The organism is Baekduia sp. (assembly GCF_035685985.1).
Taxonomy (GTDB): Bacteria; Actinomycetota; Thermoleophilia; order Solirubrobacterales; family Solirubrobacteraceae; genus Baekduia.
The window spans coordinates 282,967-296,194 of record NZ_DASRZV010000015.1 but is presented as its reverse complement, the minus strand read 5'-3'; the positions used below and the strand labels follow the sequence as shown (position 1 = coordinate 296,194).

14 protein-coding genes are annotated in these 13,228 nt (G+C 71.4%); 10 read left to right on the top strand and 4 right to left on the bottom strand.

Annotated elements, in window-relative coordinates; translation table 11 throughout:
* Positions 1-254: 254 nt before the first annotated feature.
* A complete protein-coding gene (locus tag VFG42_RS08425) occupies positions 255-3,263 on the top strand; it encodes an OmpL47-type beta-barrel domain-containing protein (protein ID WP_324907234.1) in 3,009 nt (1,002 codons plus the stop codon).
* An 87-nt stretch (positions 3,264-3,350) separates the two neighbouring features.
* A complete protein-coding gene (locus VFG42_RS08420) occupies positions 3,351-3,929 on the top strand; it encodes a hypothetical protein (protein WP_324907232.1) in 579 nt (192 codons plus the stop codon).
* Here VFG42_RS08420 and VFG42_RS08415 read toward each other — a convergent pair.
* Positions 3,886-4,572 (bottom strand): TetR family transcriptional regulator, encoded by a 687-nt coding sequence (locus VFG42_RS08415; RefSeq protein ID WP_324907230.1) that lies wholly within the window; start codon positions 4,570-4,572, stop codon positions 3,886-3,888. The genes VFG42_RS08420 and VFG42_RS08415 overlap by 44 nt on opposite strands.
* 64 nt (positions 4,573-4,636) lie before the next feature.
* Between VFG42_RS08415 and VFG42_RS08410 the strand changes: the two genes are divergently transcribed.
* Complete coding sequence (locus VFG42_RS08410; RefSeq protein ID WP_324907228.1) at positions 4,637-5,608, top strand: ATP-binding cassette domain-containing protein; 972 nt, start codon at positions 4,637-4,639, stop codon at positions 5,606-5,608.
* Positions 5,605-6,411 (top strand): ABC transporter permease, encoded by an 807-nt coding sequence (locus tag VFG42_RS08405; RefSeq protein ID WP_324907226.1) that lies wholly within the window; start codon positions 5,605-5,607, stop codon positions 6,409-6,411. Before VFG42_RS08410 ends, VFG42_RS08405 begins: the two co-directional genes overlap by 4 nt.
* Here VFG42_RS08405 and VFG42_RS08400 read toward each other — a convergent pair.
* Positions 6,408-6,950, bottom strand: a complete 543-nt coding sequence (locus VFG42_RS08400) for a hypothetical protein (protein WP_324907224.1) — start codon at positions 6,948-6,950, stop codon at positions 6,408-6,410. The two genes, VFG42_RS08405 and VFG42_RS08400, sit on opposite strands and share 4 nt — an antisense overlap.
* A 138-nt stretch (positions 6,951-7,088) precedes the next feature.
* Entirely contained in the window at positions 7,089-8,255 is a 1,167-nt protein-coding gene (locus VFG42_RS08395) for an acyl-CoA dehydrogenase family protein (protein WP_349260402.1), read from the bottom strand.
* Positions 8,256-8,533: 278 nt separating this feature from the next.
* Here VFG42_RS08395 and VFG42_RS27510 point away from each other — a divergent pair, with 278 nt between their 5' ends.
* From VFG42_RS27510 to VFG42_RS08370, 6 genes are all read left to right on the top strand, one after another.
* Positions 8,534-8,791 carry an SRPBCC domain-containing protein gene (locus tag VFG42_RS27510; protein ID WP_414642346.1) on the top strand — a complete coding sequence of 86 codons (258 nt, stop codon included), beginning with the start codon at positions 8,534-8,536 and terminating at the stop codon, positions 8,789-8,791.
* Positions 8,716-9,507, top strand: coding sequence for an ABC transporter permease (locus VFG42_RS08390; protein ID WP_324907220.1), 792 nt, complete (start codon positions 8,716-8,718; stop codon positions 9,505-9,507). The genes VFG42_RS27510 and VFG42_RS08390 overlap by 76 nt, the downstream gene beginning before the upstream one ends.
* Before the next feature lie 19 nt (positions 9,508-9,526).
* Complete coding sequence (locus tag VFG42_RS08385) at positions 9,527-10,567, top strand: ABC transporter substrate-binding protein (protein WP_324907218.1); 1,041 nt, start codon at positions 9,527-9,529, stop codon at positions 10,565-10,567.
* A 19-nt stretch (positions 10,568-10,586) separates the two neighbouring features.
* On the top strand, positions 10,587-11,306 hold the full coding sequence (locus VFG42_RS08380) for an ABC transporter ATP-binding protein (RefSeq protein ID WP_324907216.1): 720 nt from the start codon (positions 10,587-10,589) through the stop codon (positions 11,304-11,306).
* Positions 11,307-11,382: 76 nt separating this feature from the next.
* Entirely contained in the window at positions 11,383-12,000 is a 618-nt protein-coding gene (locus tag VFG42_RS08375; RefSeq protein ID WP_324907214.1) for a nucleotidyltransferase domain-containing protein, read from the top strand.
* Positions 12,000-12,410, top strand: coding sequence for a hypothetical protein (locus tag VFG42_RS08370; RefSeq protein WP_324907212.1), 411 nt, complete (start codon positions 12,000-12,002; stop codon positions 12,408-12,410). Before VFG42_RS08375 ends, VFG42_RS08370 begins: the two co-directional genes overlap by 1 nt.
* Positions 12,411-12,431: 21 nt before the next feature.
* Here the strand turns inward: VFG42_RS08370 and VFG42_RS08365 are convergent, their stop codons facing one another.
* The gene (locus VFG42_RS08365) at positions 12,432-13,208 is read right to left on the bottom strand and encodes an HAD-IIA family hydrolase (protein ID WP_349260401.1); all 777 of its coding nucleotides are present in this window, start codon (positions 13,206-13,208) and stop codon (positions 12,432-12,434) included.
* Positions 13,209-13,228: the final 20 nt, after the last annotated feature.

Here is a 13,228-nt window from a genome sequence, read left to right as displayed (position 1 = left end):
GCCAATTCCCCTGATGCCTCGCGCCGTTTAGGGTGCGCGCCTTCTCGGCCACACGACGTGGCCGTCCGAATGGGGGAACTGATCCAGTGACCGGAAGTCGCGTCCGAACCGGGGCCATCGCCTCGTTCGCCGCCGTCGCCGCCAGCTTCGCGCTGCCGGCCGTCGGCGTCGCCAACAAGCCACACACGACCACCGCGAAGGCGCAGGTGACGCATAGGGCAAGCTCGCCCCGGCGCACCTTCTTCCCGACGCGGATGAGCTCCGTGCCCGCGTCGGCCCAGGCCGGCAAGGCGTACAAGCTCACCACCAAGGTCGTCAACCACGGCAACGCCGTGCGCAAGGCCACCTACAAGGTCCGTCTGATGAAGGCCGGGTCCAAGCCCATCGTCGTCGGCACCACCGCCGTCGCCGTCGAGCCGCACCGCTCCGACGTCTTCGACGTCTCCGTCACCCTGCCCAAGGGCTTGTCCAAGGGGTCCTACTCGGTCGTCGGCTGCGTGCCGCGCGGCACGCAGGGCTGGCTGGAGTGCATCACCGCCGCCAAGCACGTCGAGGTCGGGACCGCGTCGCGGGCGGCCAAGGCGCCCGTGCGGCGCTCCGCCGACGAGACCTGCACCTCGGGCGCCCGCACGCTCTCGCAGCCGGGCGACCGCGTCTACCCCGAGATGGGCAACGGCGGGTACATCAGCACCCACACCGACGTCCACCTCACCTACGACGCCCCGAGCAACGCGTTCCTGTCCGGGACGCACGTCGACCTGACCCAGGTCTCCACCCAGTGCCTGAAGGACTTCAGCCTGGACTTCGAGACCAAGTCGCCGACCGGCGCCTCCACCGGCCCCAACATGACGGTGAGCTCGGTCGAGGTCAACGGCAAGCCGGCGAGCTTCCAGTTCAAGCAGCCGACCTACCCCGGTGATCCCAACGGTCAGGACGACCCGGACCCCAACGCGCACCTGACGGGCCAGACCAACCCGGTCACGGCCGCCATCAACGTCCCGCCGGCCTGCTCGCCGGGCGGCACGGGCGCCGCGCTGCAGGGCCAGCCCTGCCCGGCCAACAAGCTGGTCATCACGCCGTCCGACGCGATCCCGACGGGCTCGCAGTTCGTCGTGACCGTCAACTACACCGGCAACCCCGGCCTGCACGTCGACGGCGACGGCTCGACCGAGGGTTGGTTCAAGAACGGCACCGACGGCTCGTTCGTCACCACGGAGCCGGTCGGCACCGAGGACTGGATGCCGCTGAACAACCACCCGACCGCGAAGCCGACCTACGACTTCTACGACACGGTCAACCTCGGCAAGCAGGCGATCGCCAACGGCGAGCTGGTCTCCAGCGAGGACAACCCGAACGACACGACGATCCCCGGCGGGACGTCGACCTGGCACTGGCACAACCCCGAGCACGTGGCCAACTACCTGATCACGAACTCGATCGGGTCCTACGACCTGAGCCAGCGCCTCTCCTCGACGGGCGCTCAGGCCGGCGTCGTCTACTACGAGGCGCAGGCCAGCTCGATCACCGCCACCAAGAAGGCCACCAACAAGGCCATCATGGACACGCAGCAGGACATCACGGACTTCCAGTCGCAGTTCAATGGGAAGTTCCCGTTCTCGACCAACGGCGTGATCATCGGCATCCCCTCGGCCTCGTTCGAGGAGGAGATGCAGACCAAGATCACGTTCGCGGGCGGGTCCATCAGCTCGGGCACGTTCAACCACGAGAACATGCACCAGTGGTGGGGCGACAACGTGTCGGAGTCGAAGTTCTCCGAGACGTTCCTGAAGGAGGGCTGGGCGACGGTGGGCGAGTACCTGAACACCGCCCGCAACGTCTCCCCCGGCAACCTCGGCCCCGGTGACGCAGGCTTCGAGACGAGCCTGATCAACCGGTTCAACACCAACTACAACGCGACGTCGTCGTCCACCTGGACGGGGGCGCCGTCGAACCCGACCGCGGGCAACCTGTTCAGCACCGCGAACACCTACACCCGTCCCGGCACCGCCTACCTGGCCCTGCGCCAGATCGTCGGCGGCGCCAACTGGGTGAAGGCGATGCAGCGGATGCAGTCGCTGTACGGCGGCGGCAACTTCACCGAGGACGGTGAGAAGGCGGTGTTCAAGGCGCTGCTGCCGAACCAGAGCACGGCCTGCCAGTCCAAGCTGGATCAGTTCTTCGTGCAGTGGTTCGACACGGCCTACCCGACGCCGAACAACGCCACGAACAAGCCGCAGATCACGGGCCCCGGCCTCGCCGGCCCCGGCTTCTACGACGCGACGGGCGCCTGCTCGCGCGCGGACGTCCCGACCACGACGGCGAGCTTCTCGCCGGCGCAGGTGGGCGGCTACTACAGCAACCCGACGGTGACGCTGACCGCGTCGACGCCGGGCGGCGCGGGCACGACGTACTACAGCCTCGACGGGGCCGGCTACGTCGCGTACACCGCGCCGGTGAAGGTCACCGGCGACGGCTCGCACACGTTGAAGTACTACTCGACGGACGCCTCGGGCAACCAGGAGCCGTCGAGCACGACGACGTTCGCGGTCGACGGCACCGCGCCGACGACGACGGCGACGGTGACCCCGAACCCGGTCAACGGCGCGATCGCCAACGGCCCGGCGACGGTCACGCTGTCGGCGACCGACGCGCTGGCCGGCGTCAACACCACCAGCTACGCGGTGGACGGCGGCGCGCCGGCGTTCTACACCGGGCCGATCACGGTCTCGGGCGGCGGTCAGCACGTCGTCTCGTACGCGTCGCTGGACAAGGCGGGCAACGTGGAGGCCACCAAGTCGGTGTCCTTCCAGATCCAGCCCGCGACGTCGGTCGAGGTGGGCGGCAACGTCCAGAGCACGCTCGGCCTGTCGCTGGGCAACGCCTCGCCGACGGCGTCCCTCGGGACGTTCGCGGCGGGCGTGGCGGCCGACTACACCGCCACGCTGCCGGCGACGGTGACCAGCACGGGCGGCAACGCCACGCTGACGGTCACCGACCCGAGCGGCAACGCCGCCGGGCACCTGGTCAACGGCGCCTACGCGATGCCGCAGGCGCTGCAGGTGGCCGCGACCGGCAACGGGGCGACGTCGCCCGCGTTCGCCGCGCTCGGCGGCTCGCCGCTGACGCTGCTGAGCTACACCGCGCCGGTCTCCAACGACCCGGTGACGCTGTGGCTGAAGCAGTCGATCGGCAAGACCGACGCGCTGCGGACGGGCAAGTACGGCAAGACGCTCGTCTTCACGCTGTCGACCACGCAGCCGTAGGACGAGAAGCAGGGCACACGCAGTCGACGCGGGCGGCCTCCGGGCCGCCCGCGTTGCGTTCGCGGCCGGTTGTTAGGCTCCGGCGCGATGCCCTCCGCGCGTGCCGAGACGTTCCTGCTGGTCGACGGGGAGAACATCGACGCCACGCTCGGCGGCTCGCTGCTCGGCCGGCGGCCCGCGCCCGAGGAGCGCCCGCGCTGGGACCGCGTCCGCGACTACGCGCGGGCGGTCTTCGACCAGCCGGTCCGGCCGCTGTTCTTCCTCAACGGCTCCGGCCAGGTGCCGATGCCGTTCGTCCAGGCGCTCGACGCGATGGACTTCCAGCCGGTGCTGCTGTCGGGCCCGTCAGACGTCAAGGTCGTCGACGTCGCGATCCAGCGCACGCTCGAGGCGCTCGCGCAGCGCGGCCACGGCGACGTCCTGCTGGCCTCCCACGACGGCGACTTCGCGCCGCACGTCGCCGAGCTGCTGCGCGAGGGGGACGGGCAGCGCCGCGTCGGGCTCTTCGGCTTCCGCGAGCTGGTGTCCAGCGCGCTGCGCGAGCTGGTCGACGAGGGCCTGGAGATCTACGACCTCGAGGACGACGCCGGGGCGTTCACCGTGCCGCTGCCCCGGGTCAAGGTCATCCCGATCGAGCGCTTCGACCCCTGGTCGCTGCTCGGCTAGGCTCCCGGCGCCGCGCCGTCGCCGGCCGCGGGTAGTCGCCGAAGCCGCCGGCCACCAGGTCGAAGGCCTCGTCGGCGCGCGCCAGCAGCTCGGCGAGGAAGGCCTTGGGGTGCTCGCCGGCGGCCAGGCGCGGCAGCGCGGCGTCGAAGACCGCCGACTGCGTGCCCAGCAGCGCGGCGGCCAGCGCGCGGGGGCGCAGGTCGTCCGGCTGCGCCCCGGCCTCCTCGGCGATCGCCCGCGCCAGGGCGTCGAGCCCGCGCGCGGTGACCTCGCGGCCGTAGGTGCGCAGCGCGGGCGTGTCGTGGATGAGCGAGAAGAACCCGGCCTGCGGGCGGTCGGGCGACAGGCCGGCGATCCGCTCCCAGAACGCGCGCGTGAATGCGCGGAAGGCGTCGACCGCGGTGGTGTCGGCGTCGCGCTCGCGCAGCGTCGCCACGATCGACGCCTCGATCTCGGCGGCGCGGTCGAAGACCAGGTCCTCCTTCTGCGGGAAGTAGTTGAAGACCGTCTGCTTGGCGACGCCCGCCGCCGCGGCGATCTCGCCGACCGTGACCTCGTGGAAGCCCCGGCGCGCGAACAGCCCGGTCGCGACGTCCGCGATGCGCGTGCGCGTCTGCGCCTTCTTGCGCTCGCGGAGCGACATGGGGTCCATGGTCCAACCACAGTATCACTTGCACTTGGACCCGGTCCAAAGTTAGACTCGGTCCATGACCATTGCTCCCCAGCGGGCGGTGGTGGCCTCGGGCCTGACGCGGCGCTTCGGCGACGTGACGGCGCTCGACGGCGTCGACCTGGAGATCGAGTTCGGCCGCGTCATCGGCCTGCTCGGACACAACGGCGCCGGCAAGACCACCACCGTCAACATCCTCACGACCCTCCTCCTCCCCACCGACGGCCGCGCGGAGGTCTGCGGCCACGACGTCGTCCGCGAGCCCGCCAAGGTCCGCGAGTCGATCGCGCTCGCCGGCCAGCAGGCGACGCTCGACGAGCTGCTGACCGGCCGCGAGAACCTCGTGCTGCTCGGCTGCCTGCTCGGGCTCTCGCGCCGCGACGCCAAGGCCCGCGCGGCCGAGCTGCTGGAGCGCTTCGGCCTGGCCGATGCGGCCGACCGCGTCTGCGGCGGCTACTCCGGCGGCATGCGCCGGCGGCTGGACCTCGCCGCCTGCCTGCTCGTGCCGCGCCCGTTCGTCGTCCTCGACGAGCCCACGACCGGGCTGGACCCCGCCAGCCGCATCGAGGTCTGGGCCGCCGTGCGCGAGCTCGTCGACGACGGCACCGCGCTGCTGCTCACCACGCAGTACCTCGAAGAGGCCGACCGCCTCGCCGACCGGGTCGTCGTGCTCGCCGGCGGGCGCGTCGTCGCCGAGGGCACGCCGAGCGCGATGAAGGACCGCGTCGGCGGCCGTCGCGTGGAGGCGATCCTGTCCGACGCGGCGCTGGTCGACGCGGCGCGCGACGCGCTGGTCGCCGCCGGGCTGGACGCGGCCGCCGAGCACCGCCTCTGCACCGTCAGCGCGCCCGCCCCGCGCGGGTCGCTGGACCTCGAGGCCGCGCTGGAGGCGCTGCGCGGCGCCGACATCGAGCCGGTCGAGGCCGGCCTGCGCCGCCCGACGCTCGACGACGCGTTCCTCGCGCTGGCGGGCGAGCAGGTGCTGGACGAGGCGGTCGCGGCGTCATGAGCGTCTTCGCCGACACCCGCCGCGGCGCGCGCGAGACGCTGTTGCTCGCCGAGCGCTCGCTGCGCCACATCCCGCGCGTGCCCGAGAAGCTCGCCGACGCGACGATCATGCCGATCGTCTTCATCTTCACGTTCGCCTACGTCTTCGGCAGCGCGATCAGCGTGCCGGGCGGCGGCAGCTACCACGAGTACCTGATCGGCGGGATGTTCGCCCAGGGCGCGCTGCAGCCGCTGCAGGGGCTGGCGGTCGGCGTCGCCGAGGACATGCGCACGGGCCTGGTGGACCGCCTGCGGGTGCTGCCGATCGGCCGCGCCGCGTTCCTCACCGGACGGAACCTCGCCGACCTCGCCGAGCGCGTGCTCGGCTCGGTCGTGTTCATCGTCCTGGGGTTGATCGTCGGCTGGCGCGTGCACTCCGGCGTCGCCGACTTCCTCGCCGCGTTCTTCCTGATCCAGCTGTTCGCGTTCGCGTGCTCGTGGCTGGGGACGTGGGTCGGGCTGAAGGTCCGCTCGGGCGAGGGCGCGCAGCAGCTGATCTTCATGTTCATGTTCCCGCTGATGTTCGTGTCGGGCACGTTCGTGCCGATCGGCGGGATGCCGCACGTCCTGCGCGTGCTGGCCGAGTGGAACCCGCTGACCGCGGCGGCGACCGCCTGCCGGCAGCTCTTCGGCAACCCGACCGGCGACGTGCCCGACGTGTGGCCGCTGCAGCACCCGGTGATCACCACGCTGCTGTGGTGCGCGGTGATCACCATGGTGTTCATGCCGTTGGCGATCCGGCGGTATCGGATGATCGGGCGCTAGCCGGTGATCGCCGTGCCTCCCGGGTTCACCATGTACCAGAAGGCGCCGAACGCGTCGAGGCCCTGGCCGTTGGTCTGCCCCGGCGCGGTGTCGCCGATGTAGCGGTACAGCGGGTGGCCGTCGTAGGTGACCTGCGTCGCGCCGTTGGAGCGCTTGGAGGTCTTCAGCATCGACGCCTTCGCACCGTGGACGGCCTTCGGCGTGCCGGAGGTCGTCACGGGCGGCCACGCGGACGCGCAGGCGCCGTTGCAGGTGCTCTTGGAGGTCGTGTCGGCCTCGAAGAGGTAGAGCGTGCGGCCCCTGGCGTCGACCAGGTGGCCGTGCGCGACGCCGATCGCCGCGATGGAGGCGGCGGCCGTCGCGGGCGCCGAGACCGCCTTGGTCGTCGACGACGACGCGCCGCCGCCGTACGCGCTGCCGTTGCCGCTGGATGCGGACGTGGTCGAGGACCCCGATGTGCTCGACGATCCGCACCCCGCGGCGGCGATCGCGACGGCGGCGGCGACGGCTGCGAAGGAGAGGGGCTTGAGTCCGGTCATGCACAGCAAGACCCCTCGGGCAGCGGGACCTTCCCCGCCGGCGCTCAGCTCAACATCTCGCCTGTGCGGGCGCGCGCCGCGACCGCCGCGGCGCGCAGCGTGTCCGGGTCGCCCTCCAGGACGAGCGCGAGCCGCCGCTCAGGCCCGCACCTCGCCGAGGCCGAGGTCGCGGCCGATGATCTCCTTCATGATCTCGTTGGACCCCGCCCAGATCTTGGTCACGCGGGCGTCCATCCACGCGTGGGCGACCTCGTACTCCTCCATGTAGCCGTAGCCGCCGTGGAGCTGCACGCACGCGTCGATGACCTCGTTCTGCACCTGCGCGCTCCACCACTTGGCCTTGGCGGCGTCGACCGCGCTCAGCGCATGGCGGGCGTGCGCGGCGACGCACTGGTCGACGAACGCCTGCGTGACGTCGAGGCGCGTCCGGAGGTCGGCGGCCAGGAAGCGCGAGTTCTGGAACGTGCCGACCGGGCGGCCGAAGGCCTTGCGGGTCTTGATGTACTCCAACGTGACCGCGAAGGCGTGTTGCGCATGGGCGGTGTTGGAGATCGCCGAGCCCAGGCGCTCCTGCGCGAGGTGCTCCATCATGTGGTGGAAGCCGCGGTCGACCTCGCCGATCAGCTGGTCGTCGGTGACGCGCACGTTCTCGAAGAACAGCTCGGCCGTGTCGGCCTCGTGCTGGCCGACCTTGTGGAGCTTGCGGCCGCGCGAGAAGCCCTCCATGCCCTCCTCGACGGCGAAGAGGCTGATGCCGCGGCCCTTCGGGTCGGTCGCCGTGCGGGCGGCGACGATCACCAGCTCGGCGTGCGCGCCGTTGGTGATGAACGTCTTGGAGCCGTTGATGACCCACTCGTCGGGGTGGGCGGGATCGCGCTTGGCGGTGGTCTTCAGGCCCTGCAGGTCGGAGCCGGCCTCGGGCTCGGTCATGCCGATCGCGGTGACGATCTCACCGGTGCAGAAGCCCGGCAACCAGCGCTGCTTCTGCTCCTCGGTCGTCAGGCGCGTGAGGTACGGCGCGCAGACGTCGGCGTGGATCGTGAACGACGAGGAGTAGGCCATCCCCGCGCGGGACAGCTCCTCGTTGAAGATCGCGTTGTAGGTGAAGTCGACGTCGCTGCCGCCGTACTGCTCGGGGATCGCGACGCCGAGGAAGCCCGCGTCGCCGGCGGTGCGCCACAGCTCCTTCGGGATCCGGCGCTCCTCGCGGATCGCCTCTCGGCGGGGCAGGATCTCGCGGTCCACGAAGGCGGCGGCCGACTCGCGGAAGAGCTTGTGATCGTCGTCGAAGAGCGTGCGCGGCATGGACATGCGGCCGAAGACTACGGACGCCGGGGCTCGGCGGCGCGGACGGCGCGGTGTCCCCTTCCGAATGGAGGCCGCCCGCCGCGACCCCCTGGTCAAGGAGAAGGAGCTGGCCCGCGCGCGGTACCGCCGCTTCTTCGAGCCGGGCGTCGGCACGTGGCCGGACGGCGGCCGCGTCGGCCGCTCGATGATGGCCGACAGGCCACCAACATCGCGCACATGCACGCCCGCGACACCACGTTGGCCTACATCTCGCGCGCGCGGAGGCCTCGGTCGACCTGCGCGTCGGCGGCGAGTACGGCGGCGGCGGGCGCTACGCCGAGATCGACCCGCCGCGCCGCCTGGCCTTCACCTGGCTGTGGGACCACGAGGAGACGCGGATGCTCGCGGAGGTGCCGGCGGAGGGCCGAGGCCTTTCTCTACATTCTTGGTCGAAATTAGGTAGGTTGCGCGGCGTCCGATGTCCGACGCCCTGCACACCCGCATCGCCCTCCGCGTCCTCTCGCTCGTCGTCTTCCTGGCGATCTGGTGGCTGATCGCCGAGCTGAACGTCTGGTCCGACCTGTTCGTGCCGGACCCGACCGCCGTGTTCGCCCGGCTGATCGACGGCGAGACGACGCACGCGGGCGCGCGGGGCCTGAGCGGCTACTACCTGCACGAGCACCTGTGGCATTCGCTGTGGCGGATCCTGCGCGGCCTGTTCTGGGCGATCGCGTTCGGGGTGCCGCTGGGGCTGCTGCTGGCCACGGTCAAGCCGTTCCGGGTGGTCGTCGAGCCGTACGTGACGTTCGTCCGCGCGCTCCCGCCCCTGGCCTACTTCTCGTTGTTGATCATCTGGTTCGGCATCGAGGACGCGTCCAAGGTGTGGTTGTTGTTCCTGGCGGCGTTCCCGCCGATCACGCTGGCGGTGCTCCACGGCGTGCGGTCGATCCCGGAGCGCCGGCTCGACGGCGCGCTGTCGCTGGGCGCGTCGCGCTGGCAGGTGACGCGGTTCGTCGTGTTGCCCAGCGTGCTGCCGGAGCTGTTCACCGGGATCCGCCTGGCGATCGGCTTCGCGTGGACGACGATCGTCGCCGCCGAGACCGTGGACGGGATCCCCGGGATCGGCGGCCTGGCGTGGGAGACCAAGAAGTTCCAGCAGACCGACGTCGCGGTGCTGTGCATCGTGCTGATCGGGCTGTCGGCCATCGTCCTCGACCAGCTGGTGCGGGCGATCGAGGCCCGCGTCGTGCCCTGGCGGGGCAAGTCATAGATCAAGGAGGAAGTGCGTCATGATGAACCACCGTCTCGGGGTCGCGGGCCTGCTGACCGCGGCCGCGCTCGGGCTCGCCGCCTGCGGGTCCGACGACAAGGGCGGCGACCAGGCGACCGCGGCCGCGAAGGCGAACGCGCCCGCCGCGCCCAAGACCATCACGATCGCCTACCAGGCGATCCCCAACGGCGACCTCGTCGTCAAGCATGAAGGCTGGCTGGAGCAGGCCCTGCCGGGGACCAAGATCGAGTGGAAGCTGTTCGACAGCGGAGGCGCGGTCAACGAGGCGGTCGCGGCGGGCTCGGTCGACATCGGCCTGGCCGGGTCGTCGCCGGTCTCGCGCGGGCTGTCGCAGCCGCTGCCCTACGAGGTGCCGTGGATCCACGACGTGATCGGCAAGGCGGAGGCCTTGGTCGTCAAGAAGGACATCACCTCGGTGGCGCAGCTGAAGGGCAAGAAGGTGGCGACGCCGCTGGCGTCGACGTCGCACTACTCGCTGCTGGCGGCACTGGGCGACGCGGGGCTGAGCGGCCAGGACGTCAAGGTCGTCGACGCCGAGCCCGACGACATCTACGCGGCGTGGAGCCGCGGCGACATCGACGGCGCGTACGTGTGGAACCCGAACCTGGCGAGGATCGTCAAGGACGGCGGGCACGTGCTGGTCACCAGCGAGGACCTCGCCAAGGAGGGCAAGACGACCTACGACCTGGCCGTCGTGACGAAGGACTTCGCGGGCAAGTACCCGGACGCGGTCAGGACCTGGGTCGCCCAGGAGGACCGGGCGGTCAAGTTGTACCGGTCGAACCCCGACGCGGCGGCCACGGATGTCGCCGCCGAGCTGAACCTCGGGAAGGACGAGGTGTTGCCGCAGATGAAGGACTTGATCTTCCTGGACGCCCAGGAGCAGGCGGGCGCCGAGTACCTCGGCGGCGGGCTGGCCAAGAACCTCTACGCGGCCGCGCGGTTCAACAAGACGCTCGGGCAGATCCCGAAGGTCGCCGACGAGGCGTCCTACGCGTCGGCCGTGAACGCGACGTTCGCCCGTGGCGTCGGCGGCTGAGCCCGTCCTGCTCCGCGGCGTGGCCCATCGCTACGCCGCGGTGCACGCCCTCGGGCCCCTGGACCTGGAGATCGCGGCCGGCGAGCTGGTGACGCTCGTCGGCCCCTCCGGCTGCGGCAAGACCACGTTGTTGGGGCTGTTGGCGGGCTTCCTGACGCCGACCGAGGGCGAGGTGCGGGTCGGCGGAGCGCGCGTGACGAAGCCCGGGCCGGACCGCGGCGTCGTCTTCCAGCAGCCGAACCTCTACCCCTGGTTCACCGTGCGCGACAACGTCGCGCTAGGGCCCCGGTTGCGCGGCATCGGCAAGGCCGAGCGCCGGGCCCTCGCCGACCGCGAGCTGGAGCGGGTGGGTCTGAGCGACTTCGCCGGCGCGCGCCCCTACGAGCTGAGCGGCGGCATGCAGCAACGCACCCAGATCGCCCGCGTCCTGGCCAACGACCCCGGGATCCTGCTCCTCGACGAGCCCTTCGGCGCCCTGGACGCCCTGACCCGCGAGCGCCTCCAGCACCAACTCCACGACGTCTGGCGCACCGCGACCAAGACCGCGCTGTTCATCACGCACTCGGTGGAGGAGGCGACGTTCCTCGGCACCCGGGTGCTGGTCATGTCGCCACGTCCCGGGACGATCGTCTTCGACGAACGCCCACCGTTCGCGCACGCGGAGCGCACGCCGGAGCTGCGGGCGGCGCCGGAGTTCGTGGCCTTCCGCGAGCGCGTGCGGGCGGCGATCCGGGAGTGAGCGTAATTCCGCTCACGTGAGCGTAAATCTGCATACTTGAGCGTCATTTCGCGCACATGAGCGCTATTCTGCTCATATGGACGTTGCCCACCCCTACCGCGCTGTCATCCCCTCGCTCGACGGCGACGTGCTGGTCGCCCTCGCCGGCACGACCCGGCCACTCACCGGCCGCCAGCTCGCCGCGCTCGCGCCTCGTGGCTCCCAGCGCGCGGTGGCCACCGTCCTCGATCGGCTGGTGGATCAGGGACTGGTCCACCGTGAGCACGCAGGCCGCGCCTACCTCCACACGCTGAACCGCGATCACCTCGCGGCACCGTCCGTGGAGGCGCTCGCGGGCCTCCGCACGGAGTTGCTCACGCGGATCCGCACCGTCGCCGCGGCGTGGACGATCCCGCCGGTGGCCCTGGCGATGTTCGGCTCGACCGCCCGTGGCGACGGCGACAGCGCCTCGGACATCGACCTGCTCGTCGTCAGACCGGCCGGCACCTCCGCGACCGACGAGGGCTGGCACGGGCAGATCGGAGACCTCCGGGACGGCGTGCATCGGTGGACCGGCAACCACGCCGCGGTCATCGACCTCGCCGAGGAGGAGATCCCCGCGCTGATCCGCGACGAGCGACCCGTCGTGGCCGAGATCCGGCGCGACGCCATCGACTTGGTCGGCTCACCGGTGCGGTCGCTGCTGAGGGCGTGATGGCGAGACAGGGCCGAACACAGCGCTGTGGTCAGGCGGAGGCGCGAACGCGCCTCCAGGACGCCCGCGCACACCTCGACCTCGCCGATCTGCACGGGCCGACGAGCGACGCCGCGGCCCGGAAGGCGGCGATCTCCGCGGCCGTCCTCGCGGGCATCGCCGCGGCGGACGCCGTCTGCTGCGCCGCGCTCGGCGAGCGGTCGCGCTCGCAGAACCACCGCGACGCCACCGAGTTGGTGCACGGCATCGCTCCCGGAGGTCCTGCCGCGGCGAAGCGGCTCGCCCAGCTGCTCGACGTCAAGGACGCCAGCCAATACGGCTTCAAGGACCTGACCGGACAGCGGCTCACCGCTGCGCTACGACAGGCTCACGCTGTCGTCGCGTGGGCCGAGACCATCGTTCTGCGCTGAGCTCGCGGGGCCCCAGCGCGGTCAGCCCTCCGTCGTCACCGTCCCCGTCTCCTCGATCTCCTTGGCCAGGTCGGCCACGGAGTCCAGGATGCGGGAGGGGCGGAAGGGGAAGCGCTCGGCGGACTCGCGGGTGGAGACGCCGGTGAGCACCAACACGGTCTCCAGCCCCGCCTCGAGGCCGGCGACCACGTCGGTGTCCATGCGGTCGCCGATCATGGCGGTGGTCTCGGAGTGGGCGTCGATGGCGTTGAGCGCGCTGCGCATCATCAGGGGGTTGGGCTTGCCGACGTAGTAGGGGTCGCGGTTGGTGGCCCTGGTGATCAGCGCGGCGACGGCGCCGGTCGCGGGCAGCGAGCCGTCGGGGCTCGGCCCGGTCGCGTCGGGGTTGGTCGCGATGAAGCGCGCGCCGTTCTCGATCAGCCGGATCGCGTGGGTGATGCGCTCGAACGAGTAGGTCCGGGTCTCCCCCAGCACCACGTAGTCCGGGTCGCGCTCGGTCAGCGTGTAGCCGCTCTGGTGCAGCGCGGTGGTCAGCCCGGCCTCGCCGATGACGAAGGCGCTGCCGCCGGGGCGCTGGTCCTCGAGGAAGCGCGCGGTCGCCAGCGCGCTGGTCCAGATCGACTCCTCCGGGATGTCGAGCCCGGAGGCCCGCAGCCGCGCCGCCAGGTCGCGGCGCGTGTAGATGGAGTTGTTGGTCAGCACCAGGAACGGGATCGAGCGCTCCTTCAGCGCGTCGACGAAGCGCGCCGACCCCGGGATCGCCTCCTCCTCGTGGACCAGGACCCCGTCCATGTCCATCAACCAGGACTTGATCTCGC

Coding starts and splice junctions, on each gene's coding strand:
- VFG42_RS08395 (WP_349260402.1), bottom strand. CDS start 8,255: ATGCCGCGCACGCTCTTCGACGACGATCACAAGCTCTTCCGCGAGTCG.
- VFG42_RS08415 (WP_324907230.1), bottom strand. CDS start 4,572: ATGTCGCTCCGCGAGCGCAAGAAGGCGCAGACGCGCACGCGCATCGCG.
- VFG42_RS08375 (WP_324907214.1), top strand. CDS start 11,383: ATGGACGTTGCCCACCCCTACCGCGCTGTCATCCCCTCGCTCGACGGC.
- VFG42_RS08410 (WP_324907228.1), top strand. CDS start 4,637: ATGACCATTGCTCCCCAGCGGGCGGTGGTGGCCTCGGGCCTGACGCGG.
- VFG42_RS08405 (WP_324907226.1), top strand. CDS start 5,605: ATGAGCGTCTTCGCCGACACCCGCCGCGGCGCGCGCGAGACGCTGTTG.
- VFG42_RS08420 (WP_324907232.1), top strand. CDS start 3,351: ATGCCCTCCGCGCGTGCCGAGACGTTCCTGCTGGTCGACGGGGAGAAC.
- VFG42_RS08365 (WP_349260401.1), bottom strand. CDS start 13,208: ATGGACATGGACGGGGTCCTGGTCCACGAGGAGGAGGCGATCCCGGGG.
- VFG42_RS08390 (WP_324907220.1), top strand. CDS start 8,716: ATGTCCGACGCCCTGCACACCCGCATCGCCCTCCGCGTCCTCTCGCTC.
- VFG42_RS08385 (WP_324907218.1), top strand. CDS start 9,527: ATGATGAACCACCGTCTCGGGGTCGCGGGCCTGCTGACCGCGGCCGCG.
- VFG42_RS08370 (WP_324907212.1), top strand. CDS start 12,000: ATGGCGAGACAGGGCCGAACACAGCGCTGTGGTCAGGCGGAGGCGCGA.
- VFG42_RS08425 (WP_324907234.1), top strand. CDS start 255: ATGAGCTCCGTGCCCGCGTCGGCCCAGGCCGGCAAGGCGTACAAGCTC.
- VFG42_RS08400 (WP_324907224.1), bottom strand. CDS start 6,950: ATGACCGGACTCAAGCCCCTCTCCTTCGCAGCCGTCGCCGCCGCCGTC.